This window comes from Brevundimonas sp. (genome assembly GCF_046299595.1).
Lineage (GTDB): Bacteria > Pseudomonadota > Alphaproteobacteria > Caulobacterales > Caulobacteraceae > Brevundimonas.
Map to the genome: position 1 here is coordinate 141,305 of NZ_JBKBHQ010000001.1, position 14,690 is coordinate 155,994.

Sequence of the window (14,690 nt, forward strand, 5' to 3'; positions counted from 1 at the left end):
TCGTGGCGAATGCCGTCATTGTTCAGGTTCTCTGTCGGCGGGGGCGTCATGCCCCCAGCTCGCCAGGCGCGCACTGGTGTCTACCGGCTAACGCCCGCGACCGGCCCAGATGTAGAGCGGGATCAGGGGAACGCCCCACAGTGTTCCGGCCAGTCCGTAATAGAGCAGCTCGACCCACGGATTGTCGGGGATGTGCGTGCCGATCTCGATGGCAGCCCAGACATAAAGCGCCAGAAACACGAGCGTCAGCAAGGATGCGAGCGCGCGGCGCACCCGCCCGCTGGACAGGCTCATCGCTTGGACCTCATTGCCGTATAGAGCAGGGCCACCACAAGGGCAGCGCCCCACGCCCACAGCACCCAGTCGAAGTCCTGCACCAGTGCTGTCTGGAACACGCGCGTCGAGAGGAACCAGCCAATGACCGCACCGGTCAGGGTCACGGGCAGCCACGCGATCAGGCCCTGCCTGCGACCGGTCAGGCGCTCAAAGCTGAAGGCGAGGGCGAGCACGCCGACAAGGGCGATGATGAGGTGGGTGTTGCTCATGATGCGGCCTCCTGCCACGCGAGGTTCTCCAACCGCGTCATATTGAAGACTCGCGCTCGCAGCAAACCTTGGGCATGAAGCGGGCAAGGCAGGGGCGATCCCGCGCCCGGCACGATCATTTGCGGCAGAGTTTGATGACGCGAATCTATTCCGACGACCGATCGACGGCAGTGGCCGTGTGGCTGTTTCTCGTGGCGGCCCTTGTCTTTGCAATGGTGGTGGTCGGTGGCATCACCCGGCTGACCGGGTCGGGGCTTTCCATCACCGAATGGCAGCCGATCATGGGCGCGATCCCGCCCCTGTCCGATGCCGACTGGAACGAGGCGTTCGAGAAGTATCGCCAGATCCCGCAGTATCGTGAGGTCAATGCGGGCATGAGCCTGGACGAGTTCCAGTTCATCTTCTGGTGGGAGTGGGTGCACCGCTTTCTGGGGCGTTTGATCGGGCTGGTCTATGCCGTCCCCTTCCTGTTCTTCACCTTTGTGCGCCATACGCCCCTGTCGGGCAGTTTCCCGGCCATGCCCTCGCGCCTGGTGTGGCGTGGCTGGGTGTTGCTGGCCATGGGTGGGCTGCAAGGGCTGATCGGCTGGTGGATGGTCTCCAGCGGGCTGGCCGACCGCGTGGATGTGGCGCCCGAGCGGCTGATGGTTCACCTTGGCCTCGCGTTCCTGATCCTGATCGGCCTGATCTGGACGGGCCTCGAGGCGCGTGCAGGGCGCAGCACCGTCAGGCCCTCGCGGGGCTGGACGCTGGCCGCAACGCTCATTCTGGTCGGGGTGATGATCCAGTGCCTGATCGGCGCCCTGGTCGCAGGCTCCAAGGCGGGGATGATCTATACCGACTGGCCGCTGATGAACGGCGCCCTGCTGGCGCCGGTGGATTGGTCCATGGGCGCGCTGGTCTGGCTTCACGATCAGGCGCTGGTGCAGTTCCTGCACCGGATGTGGGGCTATCTGCTGCTGCTGGGCGTGCTGGTCTATGGCCTGCTGTCATGGACACAGAAGGTGCCGGGCGAGCAGGGACTGATGGCCGCGCTGGTGGTCGGCGGAGTCATTGTTCAGGCGGTGCTGGGCATCATCACCCTGATGCTCGCCGTGCCGCTGACCATGGGCGTTATCCACCAGGGCGGTGCGGCCATTGTGGTGGCGCTGGCCACGGTGAACCTGTGGGTGGTCCGCCGCAGCCAGCCGCGCATGTTCGTCAGCTACGGAATTGGCTCCAGGGGCCCGTGATCGCCAGCGTCTGACCCGGCGCATAGAGGTTCACGAACATGGTCTGGCCGTCGGGCGAGAAACACACGCCCGCGAACTCGGTGTTCGAGCCCTCGGGCGTATCGAGGGGCAGGGCGTTGCGTGCGATGGTATAGACCCTGCCCTCAGGCGTGACGCCCTTGATGTGCTGGATGCCGACTTCCTTGTCCTCGCAGCCGATCACATGGCCCCAGGGCGAGATGTCGATGTTGTCGACGTAGTCCAGAACCGCGCGGTCGGTCGCCTCGACGAACAGCTCGAGCACGCCGGGCGTGTCGGTCTCGCCGGGCTGCCCCTCATGGGGGCTCGGCACATAGCGCAGGATCTGGCCGTGGCGGTCGCGACCGCCCGAGGTGCAGGCGAAATAGAGATGATCGCCCGCCCAGATCACGCCCTCGCCGCGAGCGAAATAGGCCGCGCCGCGCTCATGCCCGCGCTCCGCAATGTCGGCGTTGGGATTGTCAACACCATCGATGTCGACCCAGGAGACCTCGCGGCTGTCGCCCTGCTGCCAGAGCGTCTCCTCCCAATTGCGGGTGTCGGCCGAGGGCACATCCCGCAGCACCATGGCCTGAAGCCGACCGCCGCGATGCAGGTGGCGCGGATCGTCGGGCAGAAAGCGATAGAACAGGCCCGCACCCGTGTCCTCGGTCTGATAGACAATGCCCGTGCGTGGGTCGATGCAGGCGGCTTCGTGGCGAAAGCGGCCCATGCCGGTGATCGGGACCGGCTCGGCAAGACCGCGCTGGGCGGCAGGAACCTCGAACACCCAGCCGTGATCCTGTGTCAGACCGTTGGCGCGACCGAGCGTGGTCTCCTCGCACGTCAGCCAGCTGCCCCAGGGCGTGATGCCACCCGCGCAGTTGATCATGGTGCCGGCCAGCGAGAGGTATTCTTCCTCCATCTGGCCGGTGCGCAGGTTGTAGATCATGGTTGTGGTGCCGCCCACCATCGGCACGTCACGGTCTGCGTACTTGGCATAGGCCTTGTCGGCGGCGACATGGCCCAGCCTTGACAGATCGCGTCCGAACGGGCCGCGCGCCAGATCGCGGGGGTTCAGCTCGTGATTGCGCACCAGGGCCACGCGCTCGTCATCGAGGCCAAAACAGCCCATGCCGTCGAACTTGTCCGGCACGACCATGCCGTCGCTCATGGTGTCGCCAAAGCGCGAGAGGACGCGATAGCTGAAGCCTTCAGGCAGATCGAGCACGCCTGCCGGGTCGCTCTGAAGCGGTCCGAAGCCGTAAACCTCGTTGCGATAGGTCTCGCCCATCACGCCGGTCTGGGCGCGCGCGGCGAGGGCATATCCGGCCAGGGCGGTGGACGCGAGCGAGCGGCCAAGGAAGCGGCGGCGCGAAAGGCTCATGAGCAGACTCCGGAAATATCAATCGATGAAGTGATGCGCTTTCCTAACAGCCCGCACCCTGTCTGATCATCACAGGGGTATGAAACCGAGACCCTGGCGGCCACATTATGCAGGTATTATGATACCGAATTGCTTTTCATGATGTTTTACAACGCGCTAACTGTATGGCTGAACTGTTTCAGTGCTTGACGTTGCAGCCGCCGTACCCTATTGAGCCCGCTTCGCGCGCCGGGACAGGCCCGGTGCAGCCAGGAACACTCCCATGCTGAACACCACCACGGCTTCGCTGAAGCCCTCGGAGGTCGAGAAGAAGTGGATCGTGATCGATGCCGACGGCGCTGTCGTCGGCCGTCTCGCCAGCTTCATTGCCATGCGTCTGCGCGGCAAGCATCGCCCCGACTACACGCCCCATGTCGATTGCGGTGACCATGTCATCGTGATCAACGCCGACAAGGTTCGCTTCACCGGCAAGAAGCTGGCCGACAAGGTCTATTACCGTCACACCGGCCACCCCGGCGGCGTCAAGGAAATCACCGCCGGCAAGCAGCTCTCGGGCCGCTATCCCGAGCGCGTGCTGATGAAGGCCGTCGAGCGTATGCTCCCCAAGGAAAGCCCGCTGGCGCGCACCCAGATGACGCACCTGCGCCTCTACACGTCGGACAGCCATCCGCACGAAGCCCAGTCGCCTGAGGTCATCGACTTCAAGGCGCTCAACTCCAAGAATGTGCGGAGCGCCTGACCATGACCGAGACCATGACCGATACCGCCACGGGCTTTGACGCGCTCAAAGGCATGGGCACCGCCCAGGCCGAAGAGGCCATTGTGCGCGAACCCAAGATCGACGCCCAGGGCCGCGCCTATGCCACCGGCAAGCGCAAGAACGCCATCGCCCGCGTGTGGGTGAAGCCCGGCAACGGCAAGATCACCATCAACGGCCGCGATCAGGAAGTGTACTTTGCCCGCCCCGTGCTGCGCATGATGATCGCCCAGCCCTTGCAGGTCGCTGATCGTCTGAGCCAGTTCGATGTTGACGTGACCGTCGAGGGCTCGGGCCTGTCGGGCCAGGCTGGCGCGATCCGCCACGGCATCGCCCGCGCGCTGACCTACTATGAGCCTGCGCTGCGCCCCGTCCTGAAGCCCCATGGCTTCCTGACCCGCGACAGCCGCGTCGTGGAGCGCAAGAAGTACGGCCGCGCCAAGGCTCGCCGCAGCTTCCAGTTCTCGAAGCGCTAGTCGAACAGGCGATTTATCGCCAAGAAGGCGTCCGGTCTTGCCGGGCGCCTTTTTTGTTACGGGAATTGTTGCGCTTGGGGCGCTCAACGGTTGCGCGCCTCGCAAGGGGCGGACTAGTTTGGCATCGCGGGCGCACCGATGGTGCGATGCCGAAACCAAGAACATAAGGCCGGACCCAAACCGACATGTCCCAAGACAAGAAGCAGAACCTGCAGGACACCTTCCTCAACGCCGTCAGAAAGTCGAAGACGCCACTGACCATCTTTCTGGTCAACGGCGTGAAGTTGCAAGGCATCGTGACCTGGTTCGACAATTTCTGCGTGCTGCTGCGCCGCGACGGCCAGTCCCAGCTGGTGTACAAGCACGCCATCTCCACCATCATGCCTGCCCAGCCCGTTCAACTGTTCGAGGCCGAGGGCGAAACGGACGCCAGTTGAAACGTTCCCTGATCGACCACCAACCGGAAGTTCAGCGGGCGATGGTGGTGGGAGTGGAACTGGCGCGCTCGCCCAAGGGCACGCGGCCCGCAGGCGAGGGTCGCCATGCGCAGGATCGAATCTCCGAGGCGGTCGGACTTGCCGAGGCCCTCGACCTCGAAGTCGCGGTCCAAGAAGTCGTGCGGCTGAGGCGTGCGGTTCCGGCGACCCTGTTCGGCAGCGGTCGCGTCGATGAATTGGGTGCTCTGGCCCGTGCGGGCGATGCAGGCGTCATCATCGTCGACGAAGCCCTGACGCCCGTGCAGCAGCGCAATCTGGAAAAGGCCTGGGGCGCCAAGGTCATCGACCGGACCGGGCTCATCCTCGAGATCTTCGCCCGGCGCGCGCGCACCCGCGAAGGGCGCCTTCAGGTCGAGCTGGCGCGGCTGGATTACGAGCGCTCGCGTCTGGTGCGGACCTGGACCCACCTCGAGCGCCAGCGTGGCGGCCTCGGCAAGACCGGCGGTCCCGGTGAAACCCAGATCGAGCTGGACCGGCGTCTCATCAATGACCGCATGGTTCGCCTGCGTGCCGAGCTGGAGGAGGTGCGCCGCACACGCGGCCTTCAGCGCGCCGCGCGCACCGCCGTGCCCCATCCGACCGTGGCTCTGGTGGGCTATACCAATGCCGGCAAGTCCACCCTGTTCAACCGCATGAGCGGCGCCGAGGTGATGGCGCAGGACATGCTGTTCGCCACGCTGGATACGACCCAGCGCGCCATCCGCCTTCCTCAGGGCCGTCCTGCGATCCTGTCCGACACGGTGGGGTTCATCTCCGATCTGCCTCACGAACTGGTGGCCGCATTCCGCGCCACGCTGGAGGAGGTGGCCGAGGCCGATCTGATCCTGCATGTGCGCGACATCGCCAGCGCCGACAGCGCAGCGCAGAAGCTGGACGTAGAGCGGGTGCTGGAGATGATTCCCCCCGTCGAGGGGCGCGAACGGGTCATCCTCGAGGTCTGGAACAAGATCGACCAGCTTGCCGAGGACGAGGCCGAGGCTCTGGCGCTCAAGGCGGCGCGCTCCGGCGAAGCCGTGGTTGTCTCGGCCCTGACCGGGCTGGGGATCGAGAAGCTGAGATCCGAGATCGCTGCGCGCATCGACGATGAGCCTGCGCTCGATGTCACATTACAGGCGGGCGATGGTGAGGCTCTGGCCTGGCTTTATGCCAACGGGCGGATCGTAGCGCGCACCGATCTGGACGACGGCTCCATCCGCCTCAGCGTCCGCCTGCACCCCGCCGCCATCGGGCGCTTCGAGCGCCAGTTCCCTCAGGCTGATCTTTAGGCCCTTTCAGCCCGCTTGGCGGCATTCCACAGGGCGTCCATCTCGGCCAGGTTGGACTGATCGGGCGTGCGCCCGTCATTGCCCAGTTGTGTCTCGATGTGGGCGAAGCGCCGCTGGAACTTGGCGTTGGCAGCACGCAGGGCATCCTCGGGCTCCACATTCAGCTTGCGCGCCAGATTGGCGATGACGAACAGCAGGTCGCCCAACTCCTCGCGCAGGCGCGCGTGATCGGCGCCGTCGACCTCGGCGCGCAGCTCGCGCACCTCCTCATCAAGCTTGTCGAATACCTGTTCCACCTGCGGCCAGTCGAAGCCAACACGCGCCGCGCGCGCCGTCAGCTTGACAGCACGGGTCAGGGCCGGAAGGCCGGTCGGGATGTCATCGAGGATGCCATGGCGTGCCCGGGACTTGCGCTCCTGCGCCTTGACCGCCTCCCAGGCCGCGTTCTGCTCGGCTGCCGTGCGCGGCCCGGCCTCGCCAAAGACGTGAGGGTGCCTGCGCTGCAGCTTGTCGGCTATGGCCGTGGCCACGTCATCGAAGGTGAAAAGTCCCTGCTCCTCGGCCATTCGGGCGTGGAACACCACCTGAAACAGAAGGTCGCCCAACTCGCCGCGCAGGTCGTCCATGTCGGAGCGCTCGATGGCGTCGGCCACCTCATAGGCCTCCTCGATCGTGTAGGGCGCTATGGAGGCAAAGGTCTGCTCCACGTCCCACGGACAGCCGCCTTGCGGATCGCGCAGGCGGGCCATGATCGCGAGCAGGCGTGCGAGAGGGCGCTGTGGGATTGGCTCTGTGCTCATGTCCCGTGCCTAGAGGATGATGCCGGCCCCGTCACCTGCGGGCGTCGAGTTCGGTCCTGATCTTGGCGTGGCGGGCCTGATCCAGCGGATAGCCTTTCAGCACCACGGCCGAGATCAGCAGCAGCACCAGCGGCACGCCCACGAAGATGCCGGTCAGCCAGCCGATCACCTCCGGCGTGTTGACCGCGCCGACGCCGGCATCAAAGCCGATCTGCTGAAGCGCGATGAAGGTGCCGACCGAGATCGCATAGCCCAGCTTGGATGTGGCCGTCAGCACCGAGAACAGCAGGCCCGTGCGGTCGGTGCCGGTGTCGAGCAGCACCTCGTCGCTGACATCTGCCATCATGGCGCGCAGCAGCAGGTCGGCGGCACCAAAGGCCAGGCCGGTGGCGAAGATGGCGATGGCCGCGATCACCAGTGCGCCCTGGGGCGTGAGCAGGGAGGCGATCAGCAGGGTGAGCGCGAAATAGACCGAGGCGACGGCCAGGGTCTGGTGCTTGCCCCATTTCATCGCCGCCCAGGCCCAGACCGGCGCACCCACGAGCCCTGCCACGAAATAGACCAGCAGCAGGATCGAGGTCTCGGCGCGCTCGAAGCCCTTGGCGTGCTCGAAGAAATAGAAGAACAGGGCCGCCACCGTGCCACGCGCCGCCCCCAGCATCAGATCGGACGTCAGCAGGCGTTGCAGGGCGCGGCTTCTGAGCAGCGAGAGCCACGCCGTCAGCCCTTCGCGCCGGGTGGCATCGGCGGGGGCTTGCGGCTCGGGCGTGAAGCGCACGGTGATGAACAGCGCCAGAGGCAGCAGCACCACGATGAAGGCCCCTTGCAGGCGCACGGCGCTCAGATAGTCCTGTCCGAGCGCCTGAACCACCGGCGGGATGAGCAGCACCGCCAGCACGCCCACGATATTGGCCGCCTGCCACCAGCCATAGATTCGCGAGCGCTGGTCATAGTCGCTGGACAGCACCGAGGCCCAGCTCATCTGGGACAGCAGGCTGGCGGAATAGCCCAGATACATGATCACCAGCCACACGATCAGGTGGGCCGGCCCTGCACCGCGCTCGACAAAGAACAGCATGGCCACCGAGATCATCAGCACCGGGGCGCTGGCCAGCATCCAGACCCGGTAGCGCCCGAAACGCGTGCGGGTGCGGTCGATGATGGCGCCGAACAGCGGGTCGAGCACGATGTCTCCGATCCGCACCAGCATGAAGACAAGGCCGACGACGGCCAGGGGCACGCCGATCTGGCTGGCATAGAACTCGGGCAGGGTCACATAGACCGGCAGGCCCAGCGCCGCATAGGGCAGGCAACTTGCGGCGAACGCGGCGAGGGTTGCATTGCTGCGCCGTGTTGGAGCCGGGGCACCGGAGGATGCGGTATCGGAGGGCGTGGCGGGGTAGGGGGCCATGGGTGATTCCCGAGCAGAACAGGCGATGCAGTGAGCCTGTTCGGCCGTCGCCTCGCAAGTCACTTGCATGCGCCATGGCCTCGTGGCTCCATGGGCTCATGTCGAGGCTGCTGGCCATGATCGTGATGCTTGCGGGGCTGGTGGTGGCCGGTCCCGTCTTTGCCCATGACGATCCGTGCACAGAGGACGATCCGCGCTGGCGTGAGCCCGCCGACGCCAATGCGGCCAGCTTCTACTGGATGGAGTGGGCGCCCTTTTCAGGCCCCGAGGTGGGCTGGGAGACCTATCTGCCGCTGCTCCAGCGCGAGGTCGGCACCGCTTGCGGCCATGAGACGACGGGCTTTGCCGCTGCGCTGGCAAGCTGGCAGGTACGCTACAACCTGCCGGGCACGGGCGTGTTCGATCCTGCCAGCTTTCAGGTGCTGCGCGGCGTGATGCAGGAGCGGCGGCCCTTCGTCATGGCGCGGATCAACGGCGAGTGCCCCGAAAGCCCGTCGCTGCTGCTGCTGGCCTATATCCCCGTCGAGCACGAGCAGGCCGAGCGCATGACCCGCCTTGTGCGCCGGGACGTGTTGCAGGCCTATCTGTCCATGGTGGAGGCGGCCCGGAGTGAGGTGCCCGAGATCGCCGCCGATCCTGAACTGCTCAAGATATTCTCCGGCTGGCGTGACCCGGACGAGGATCGCCTGCGCTGCGAGCGGGAGGGCAACTGCGATGGCCTGCGCCGTGCTGTCTGCTCACCGCACAGAACCGGCACGGCCATCGACATCTATGTCGGCCACGCCACCGGCTGGGGGGTCGATTCCACCGACCACTACAACCGCCTGCAACAGAGCCGGGGTGCGGCCTATCGCTGGCTGGTCCTGAACGCCCATCGCTTCGGCTTCGTGAACTACATCTACGAGCCCTGGCACTGGGAGTGGGTCGGTCCGGTCGCAAATGCCAGCGCGCCTGCCGTGACGCCCTGAGGGCACCTTCTTTTTCCGCACATTTCTGCTGCTTCGCTCTTGCAGCAACGCGCGCCCTCACCACATTGGCCACAGTTGCAGTTTCAGTAGGGCCGTGCGGCCGCGCCGCCGCGCGTCAATCTCATCCAGCAAGGAGCGAACATGGCGAAGGTTCTGGTGCTTTATCATTCGGTCTATGGTCATCTCGAGGTCATGGCCAAGGCGGTAGCCGAAGGTGCGGCCTCTGTTGAGGGCGTCAGTGCCGACATCCGCCGCGTGCCCGAGACGGTCAGCGAGGAGGTGGCGCGCGCGTCCGGGTTCAAGCTCGATCAGGATGCGCCCATCGCCAGTGTCGAAGAGCTGGCCGAGTATGACGCCATCATCATCGGTGCGGGCACACGCTATGGCACGGCGGCCTCGCAGATGCGCGCCTTCCTCGATCAGACCGGACCCCTGTGGGCGCGCGGTGCCCTGGTTGGCAAGGTGGGCGGTGCTTTCACGGCCTCGGCGACCCAGCACGGCGGGCAGGAGACGACCCTGACCTCGCTTCACACCACCTTGATGCACCACGGCATGATCGTGGTGGGCCTGCCCTACAGCTTTCAAGGCCAGATGCGCATCGACGAGGTGGTGGGCGGCTCGCCCTATGGGGCCAGCACCATAACGGGCGGGGACGGGTCGAGGATGCCCAGTGAGACGGATCTCGAGGGTGCGCGCTTTCAGGGCCGCCACATCGCACAGATTGCGCTCAAGCTGCATGGCTGAGGACAGGTCAGGTCGGCGCGCGGCGTCGGCCTGACCCTCACAAGGGCGATGGTACGGCCATGTTGTCGATAAGCCGGGTCTGATCCAGCCAGGCGGCAACCAGCACCCTTGCAGGGCCATCGGCCACATTGTTCTCGAAGACCGACAGGTCCGCGCTGCGACGCACCGAGACATAATCCACGCGATCGAAGCCCGCTTTCAGCAGCGCGCCATGGGCTTCACGCTCGATACCGGGGATGGGACGCCCTGTCGCCACCTGGCGCGCAGCTTCGGCCATGATGCGGTTGAGCTTGCGCGCGATCAGAAGCTGGGCATCGCTCAGATAGGCATTGCGCGATGACAGGGCCAGGCCGTGGCCATCACGCCTGGTCGGCGCGCCCGTGATTTGCGTCGGCAGGGCGAGGTCAGCGGCGAGGCGCTCGATCACTTTCAGCTGCTGAAAGTCCTTCTCGCCGAACACGGCCACATCCGCCGCCACCAGAGTGAGCAGCCGCGCGACCACCGTGGCCACGCCCTCGAAGAAGTGCGGGCGAAAATCGCTCTCCAGACCCTGCGCAGGTCCGCTGACACGTACCGAGGTGGCAAAGCCGGGCGGATAGATGGTCTCGACCTCGGGTGCGAACAGGACGTGGGCACCAACCTGTGACAGCAGATCATGGTCACGCGCCTCGCTGCGCGGGTAACGCGCGAGATCTTCGTGGGGCGCGAACTGCCTGGGGTTGACGAACACGCTCACCACCACCCGATCGCAAAGGCGCAGGGCGGCGCGGACCAGATCGAGGTGCCCTTCATGCAAGGCACCCATGGTCGGCACGAAACCCACGCTGTGACCCTGCTCGCGCCATTGAGTGATGCGCACTCTCAGCGCCTCGGACTCTCGGATGATCTCGGAACGCGAAGGGTTCACGCCTGTTTACCGTGCTGGTTAAGCCTGTCTCTCAACCCGGTCTTGAGGGGCTGTGGGTAAGGTGGCCTTATGACGCGAGCCGACCCGATCCGTCCAGCATCGAAGCTGCCCCTGCGCGCGCTGGCGTGTGCGGGCGCACTGCTGGTCGCAGGCGGATGCAGCGGGGTCGAGGACGACCCGCACCGCTTCGAGCGCTGGGCCGAAAGCGTCGCCGAGATTCCGCTGTCCGTCGAGGATGCGCGCGCCCGCGCTGGACAGGCCGTGGCGGCCATGGGCGAGCGTCCATCCGAACAGGCGGGCCTGCGCCCGGCGCTGCACGTCGTGGTCGTCGAGCCGCACGAGCTTTGGGAAGCGCGTGATCCGGTGCTGCGCGGTGCCATGGACCTGGCGGGCCGCGCCGCCGGTCAGGTCGTCAGCGAGGCGGCAAGGCAGGGCACCCGCCAGATCGCCGAGGCCGTCACCGGCCCCGCGCCGGCCAGTGTGTCTGCGCCTTCACGCCAGACCTCGGTGATCCAGGTCGGTGCCTATTCCTCGGAGGCCGCTGCGCGCTCGGCGTGGCAGGCCCTGTCCCGGCGCGTGGATGCCACCTACCAGCCCGTCTTCGAAACCGTCGATGTGGGCGGGCGCTCCATTACCCGTCTCAAGATCGGACCTGTGCCTGCCGAGGCGGCGGCGGGTCTGTGCGCGGCGCTGGGCGTCAGCGATCCCTGGTGTGCGCGCGCGCGCAGCTAGGCGTTTCTCCACAGAAGCCCTCGGGGCCACGATTGACCGCACACACCGCCATGGGCGACTCTGGCCGCCTGGCACAGAGGCGGTGAGTCTTCGCCCCTCCTCGCCTTTGTTGATTTGGGCCGGGAGCGTTCGGGGCAGATGAATACGGCAACCACCATAGTTCTGGGCAACGAAAAGGGCGGGGCCGGCAAGTCCACGCTGGCGATCCATGTTCTCGCCGGCCTGATGGAGCAGGGCGCGCGCGTGGCCGTGATCGACCTCGACCTGCGCCAGCGCTCGCTGGGGCGCTTCGTGGCCAACCGCAGGCGCTGGCTCGAAGCCAATGGAGTCGTGGCTCCCATGCCGCTGGAGCCCGATCTCGGTGCCGATGGCAAGGCCCTCGCCCTCATGCCCGCCGCCGCACAGATCGAGCGGTTCGATGCTGCCTTTGCCGAGGTCACCGACTGCGATTTCATCGTCATCGATACGCCCGGTGGCGATACCGCCCTGTCACGCCATGCCCACGGGCGCGCCCATCAGATCGTCACCCCCATGAACGACAGCTTTGTCGATTTCGACCTTCTGGGGCACGTCGATCCGGTCACGCTCGATCTGCTTCAGCCATCAATCTACAGCGAGACGGTGTGGGAGGCGCGCAAGAGCCGCGCGGCACAGGGGCAGGGCTCCATCGACTGGGTCGTGCTCACCAACCGTCTCGGGGTGCCCGAGGCGCGCAACCGCAAACGTCTCGATGAGCGGATGGCCAAGCTGGCCAAGCGGGTCGGCTTTCGCATCGGACCCGGCCTGCGCGACCGGGTGATCTATCGCGAGCTGTTCCCCTTCGGCCTGACGGTGGCCGATCTGTCGCCGCAGGTGCGTCCGGTGCCCGTGTCGCTGGCCCATGTCGCCGCGCGCCAGGAGCTGCGCAATCTGATGCTGGCGCTTGGCCACGCGCACGATGACGACCGGGGCGGTGATCTCGACCAGGCCGCCTGATGGCCGGGTTCTGGCTGCTGCTGGCGGTGCTGGGGATCTATGCCCTGGTGAGACTGGGCCGGGCAGGCGAGGGCAGGGGCGCGGGCCCCGGATCAGGCCATTGGCGCATTTCCACCAGCGTGTTCGCTCTGGCACTAATTGGCGGGGGTGGAATCGTCAGTGCGCGCGGGCAATGGCCCATCGGCCTGGTCATGGTAGGCGCGGGGCTCTATCTGCTCACGGCCTCGCGCACCGGGCGGCAGGTGCCGACACGTTCAGAAGCGCTGAGCGAATCCGAGGCGCGCGACATTCTCGGCGTGGGCGAGCAGGCCAGCGAGGCCGAGATACAGGCTGCCTGGCGACGGCTGATCGCGACCGCCCATCCTGATCGTGGCGGCACCAAGGGGCTGGCCGAAAAGGTCAATGCAGCGCGCGCGCGGCTGCTGAGACGCTAGGTCTGGAGCACGCGCTCGGGATTCAGTCCGGTCGCAGCACCAGGCACGAGACGTTGCGCTCGCGCATGGCCGCGCAGGCCGCTTCCGCCGCATCCCGGGTAAAGCCGGTATAGCGCGCCCGGTACCAGCCCGAGGCCGATTGCACGCGGCCCTCGGCTTCGCGGAACTGGTCGCGGAAACGACGCCCGATCTCTCCCAGCCAGTTGCGCGCCACCGCCTCGTCGCGGAAGGCGCCGACCTGAACCTGCCAGCCGCGCTCGCCCGATGCTGAGGCCGCAGCCGAGACAGGGGCGGTACGAACCTCGGCGCGCTCATTGCTTCCCTGCTCGATCGGGCGTCCGGTGTTCAGCGAAGCCGTATAATCTCGCGGTGCCGGTGCTGAAGCAAAGGTGGCGGTGGCCACTTCGCGCGCAGGCTCCCGCGTTGCTGTGCTGGCAGGGGCGCTCGGCTGGGGCGGGGTCATGGGCGTGGCGGAGGCATAGGTCACGGGCGCACTGGGCGTCGGGATGCCGTAGCCGCGCTGCTCGAAGAAGGCCTGGGCCACCTGAATGGGCTCGCCAAGGCTGCGCCTGCGTTGCAGCTCGAAGCCGGTCTGGGTCAGCTCTGCGACGTGGCTGTTGCGGGTCTGGGTCGAGCGGCCGCCGAGCACAACGGTGATGATGCGACGCCCATCGCGGACCGATGAGGCGGCCAGATTGTAGCCCGAGGCATTGGTGAAGCCGGTCTTGATGCCGTCATAACCCGTGCGTGAATGCAGCAGGCCGTTGGTGTTGGCGTACTCGCGGCCGTTGAACAGCCAGTGCTGCTGCCCAAAGTAGTGATAATACTGCGGAAAGTCGCGCATGATCGCGCGCGACAGTACGACAATGTCCCGGGCGGTAGAGATCTGGCGGCTGTCGGGCAGGCCGTGCGGATTGACGAAGCGCGAGCCGGTCATGCCCAGCTCCTGCGCGCGCAGGGTGCTCATGCTGGCGAAGCGGGCCTCGGAACCAGCGACGTGCTCGGCCAGGGCCACGGCGATGTCGTTGGCCGAGCGCACGGCAAGCGAACGAATGGCGTCGTCGACGCTGATGGTCTGTCCGGCGGGCAGGCCCAGCTTGGACGGAGGCTGGGAGGCGGCGCGCGGCGAGATCACGACCCGGTCCTCGAGGCTGATCCGGCCTTCGTTCAGCGCCTCGAAAACCATGTACAGCGTCATCACCTTGGTGATGGAGGCCGGATAGCGCGGCGAATCGGCGTGACGCGCGAACAGCACCTCGCCGCTTTCGGCATCCACGACCATGGCGGCGTAGCGCACATTGTCGGAGTCGTTCGCGACCACCTGGGCGGCGTGCTGGGACAGCGGCGCCAGCATCAGACCTGCGGCCAGTATCAGCACCGGCACTATGCGCGAGGCGAAGGTCGGGAAAAGTCGCGTTCTTGAAGCCATTGCTACCAGCCGTCGTCTTGCTTGCGGGACTAAAGATTGCTTGCGGAAAACAAACGGGAGCGGACCCGAAGCGCCCGCTCGGAACGAGCCTAACATGTCCAGGGCACACTTACGGTAGGGTAAAGGCACGCCAA

At 66.3% G+C, this 14,690-nt stretch carries 17 protein-coding genes; 10 read left to right on the plus strand and 7 right to left on the minus strand.

Annotated elements, in window-relative coordinates; all coding sequences use genetic code 11:
• Positions 1 to 87 precede the first annotated feature (87 nt).
• Together ACK4E3_RS00715 and ACK4E3_RS00720 are read right to left on the minus strand one after the other, a co-directional pair.
• Positions 88 to 294, minus strand: a complete 207-nt coding sequence (locus ACK4E3_RS00715) for a DUF2842 domain-containing protein (RefSeq protein ID WP_409694887.1) — start codon at positions 292 to 294, stop codon at positions 88 to 90.
• Positions 291 to 545, minus strand: coding sequence for a transglycosylase (locus tag ACK4E3_RS00720; RefSeq protein ID WP_409694890.1), 255 nt, complete (start codon positions 543 to 545; stop codon positions 291 to 293). The genes ACK4E3_RS00715 and ACK4E3_RS00720 overlap by 4 nt, the downstream gene beginning before the upstream one ends.
• 134 nt (positions 546 to 679) lie before the next feature.
• Here ACK4E3_RS00720 and ACK4E3_RS00725 point away from each other — a divergent pair, with 134 nt between their 5' ends.
• Entirely contained in the window at positions 680 to 1,777 is a 1,098-nt protein-coding gene (locus ACK4E3_RS00725; RefSeq protein WP_409694893.1) for a COX15/CtaA family protein, read from the plus strand.
• Here ACK4E3_RS00725 and ACK4E3_RS00730 read toward each other — a convergent pair.
• Positions 1,746 to 3,161 carry an alkaline phosphatase PhoX gene (locus ACK4E3_RS00730; RefSeq protein WP_409694896.1) on the minus strand — a complete coding sequence of 472 codons (1,416 nt, stop codon included), beginning with the start codon at positions 3,159 to 3,161 and terminating at the stop codon, positions 1,746 to 1,748. The genes ACK4E3_RS00725 and ACK4E3_RS00730 overlap by 32 nt on opposite strands.
• A gap of 265 nt (positions 3,162 to 3,426) precedes the next feature.
• Here ACK4E3_RS00730 and rplM point away from each other — a divergent pair, with 265 nt between their 5' ends.
• From rplM to hflX, 4 genes are all read left to right on the plus strand, one after another.
• Entirely contained in the window at positions 3,427 to 3,900 is a 474-nt protein-coding gene (rplM, locus tag ACK4E3_RS00735; protein ID WP_409700977.1) for a 50S ribosomal protein L13, read from the plus strand.
• Positions 3,901 to 3,914: 14 nt separating this feature from the next.
• Complete coding sequence (rpsI, locus tag ACK4E3_RS00740) at positions 3,915 to 4,394, plus strand: 30S ribosomal protein S9 (RefSeq protein WP_409700980.1); 480 nt, start codon at positions 3,915 to 3,917, stop codon at positions 4,392 to 4,394.
• A gap of 185 nt (positions 4,395 to 4,579) precedes the next feature.
• A complete protein-coding gene (gene hfq / locus ACK4E3_RS00745; protein ID WP_409694899.1) occupies positions 4,580 to 4,831 on the plus strand; it encodes an RNA chaperone Hfq in 252 nt (83 codons plus the stop codon).
• On the plus strand, positions 4,828 to 6,156 hold the full coding sequence (gene hflX, locus ACK4E3_RS00750) for a GTPase HflX (RefSeq protein ID WP_409694902.1): 1,329 nt from the start codon (positions 4,828 to 4,830) through the stop codon (positions 6,154 to 6,156). Before hfq ends, hflX begins: the two co-directional genes overlap by 4 nt.
• Here hflX and mazG read toward each other — a convergent pair.
• Positions 6,153 to 6,956 (minus strand): nucleoside triphosphate pyrophosphohydrolase, encoded by an 804-nt coding sequence (gene mazG / locus ACK4E3_RS00755; protein WP_409694905.1) that lies wholly within the window; start codon positions 6,954 to 6,956, stop codon positions 6,153 to 6,155. The two genes, hflX and mazG, sit on opposite strands and share 4 nt — an antisense overlap.
• A gap of 31 nt (positions 6,957 to 6,987) precedes the next feature.
• Positions 6,988 to 8,367 carry an MFS transporter gene (locus ACK4E3_RS00760; protein WP_409694908.1) on the minus strand — a complete coding sequence of 460 codons (1,380 nt, stop codon included), beginning with the start codon at positions 8,365 to 8,367 and terminating at the stop codon, positions 6,988 to 6,990.
• A 98-nt stretch (positions 8,368 to 8,465) separates the two neighbouring features.
• Here ACK4E3_RS00760 and ACK4E3_RS00765 point away from each other — a divergent pair, with 98 nt between their 5' ends.
• Both ACK4E3_RS00765 and wrbA read left to right on the plus strand, forming a co-directional pair.
• Complete coding sequence (locus ACK4E3_RS00765; RefSeq protein ID WP_409694911.1) at positions 8,466 to 9,335, plus strand: D-alanyl-D-alanine carboxypeptidase family protein; 870 nt, start codon at positions 8,466 to 8,468, stop codon at positions 9,333 to 9,335.
• Positions 9,336 to 9,476: 141 nt separating this feature from the next.
• Entirely contained in the window at positions 9,477 to 10,079 is a 603-nt protein-coding gene (wrbA, locus tag ACK4E3_RS00770) for an NAD(P)H:quinone oxidoreductase (RefSeq protein WP_409694914.1), read from the plus strand.
• Positions 10,080 to 10,116: 37 nt separating this feature from the next.
• Here the strand turns inward: wrbA and panC are convergent, their stop codons facing one another.
• Positions 10,117 to 10,986 (minus strand): pantoate--beta-alanine ligase, encoded by an 870-nt coding sequence (gene panC, locus ACK4E3_RS00775; protein WP_409694917.1) that lies wholly within the window; start codon positions 10,984 to 10,986, stop codon positions 10,117 to 10,119.
• Positions 10,987 to 11,055: 69 nt separating this feature from the next.
• On the opposite strand from panC, the gene ACK4E3_RS00780 reads away from it, so the two are divergent.
• The 3 genes from ACK4E3_RS00780 to ACK4E3_RS00790 all read left to right on the plus strand — a co-directional run bounded on the left by ACK4E3_RS00780 (position 11,056) and on the right by ACK4E3_RS00790 (position 13,127).
• Positions 11,056 to 11,718, plus strand: a complete 663-nt coding sequence (locus tag ACK4E3_RS00780; protein ID WP_409694920.1) for an SPOR domain-containing protein — start codon at positions 11,056 to 11,058, stop codon at positions 11,716 to 11,718.
• A 138-nt stretch (positions 11,719 to 11,856) separates the two neighbouring features.
• Entirely contained in the window at positions 11,857 to 12,693 is an 837-nt protein-coding gene (locus ACK4E3_RS00785) for a division plane positioning ATPase MipZ (protein WP_409694923.1), read from the plus strand.
• Entirely contained in the window at positions 12,693 to 13,127 is a 435-nt protein-coding gene (locus tag ACK4E3_RS00790; protein ID WP_409694926.1) for a J domain-containing protein, read from the plus strand. The genes ACK4E3_RS00785 and ACK4E3_RS00790 overlap by 1 nt, the downstream gene beginning before the upstream one ends.
• Before the next feature lie 22 nt (positions 13,128 to 13,149).
• On the opposite strand, the gene ACK4E3_RS00795 is transcribed toward ACK4E3_RS00790, so the two are convergent.
• Positions 13,150 to 14,556 carry a serine hydrolase gene (locus ACK4E3_RS00795; protein ID WP_409694929.1) on the minus strand — a complete coding sequence of 469 codons (1,407 nt, stop codon included), beginning with the start codon at positions 14,554 to 14,556 and terminating at the stop codon, positions 13,150 to 13,152.
• Positions 14,557 to 14,690: the final 134 nt, after the last annotated feature.

Excerpts from the sequence above, each read along its gene's own strand:
- ACK4E3_RS00785 (WP_409694923.1), top strand. The coding sequence starts at position 11,857 with ATGAATACGGCAACCACCATAGTTCTGGGCAACGAAAAGGGCGGGGCC.
- mazG (WP_409694905.1), bottom strand. The coding sequence starts at position 6,956 with ATGAGCACAGAGCCAATCCCACAGCGCCCTCTCGCACGCCTGCTCGCG.
- ACK4E3_RS00725 (WP_409694893.1), top strand. The coding sequence starts at position 680 with ATGACGCGAATCTATTCCGACGACCGATCGACGGCAGTGGCCGTGTGG.
- ACK4E3_RS00765 (WP_409694911.1), top strand. The coding sequence starts at position 8,466 with ATGTCGAGGCTGCTGGCCATGATCGTGATGCTTGCGGGGCTGGTGGTG.
- ACK4E3_RS00795 (WP_409694929.1), bottom strand. The coding sequence starts at position 14,556 with ATGGCTTCAAGAACGCGACTTTTCCCGACCTTCGCCTCGCGCATAGTG.
- ACK4E3_RS00720 (WP_409694890.1), bottom strand. The coding sequence starts at position 545 with ATGAGCAACACCCACCTCATCATCGCCCTTGTCGGCGTGCTCGCCCTC.
- ACK4E3_RS00780 (WP_409694920.1), top strand. The coding sequence starts at position 11,056 with ATGACGCGAGCCGACCCGATCCGTCCAGCATCGAAGCTGCCCCTGCGC.
- wrbA (WP_409694914.1), top strand. The coding sequence starts at position 9,477 with ATGGCGAAGGTTCTGGTGCTTTATCATTCGGTCTATGGTCATCTCGAG.
- ACK4E3_RS00730 (WP_409694896.1), bottom strand. The coding sequence starts at position 3,161 with ATGAGCCTTTCGCGCCGCCGCTTCCTTGGCCGCTCGCTCGCGTCCACC.
- ACK4E3_RS00715 (WP_409694887.1), bottom strand. The coding sequence starts at position 294 with ATGAGCCTGTCCAGCGGGCGGGTGCGCCGCGCGCTCGCATCCTTGCTG.
- rpsI (WP_409700980.1), top strand. The coding sequence starts at position 3,915 with ATGACCGATACCGCCACGGGCTTTGACGCGCTCAAAGGCATGGGCACC.
- hfq (WP_409694899.1), top strand. The coding sequence starts at position 4,580 with ATGTCCCAAGACAAGAAGCAGAACCTGCAGGACACCTTCCTCAACGCC.
- ACK4E3_RS00790 (WP_409694926.1), top strand. The coding sequence starts at position 12,693 with ATGGCCGGGTTCTGGCTGCTGCTGGCGGTGCTGGGGATCTATGCCCTG.
- ACK4E3_RS00760 (WP_409694908.1), bottom strand. The coding sequence starts at position 8,367 with ATGGCCCCCTACCCCGCCACGCCCTCCGATACCGCATCCTCCGGTGCC.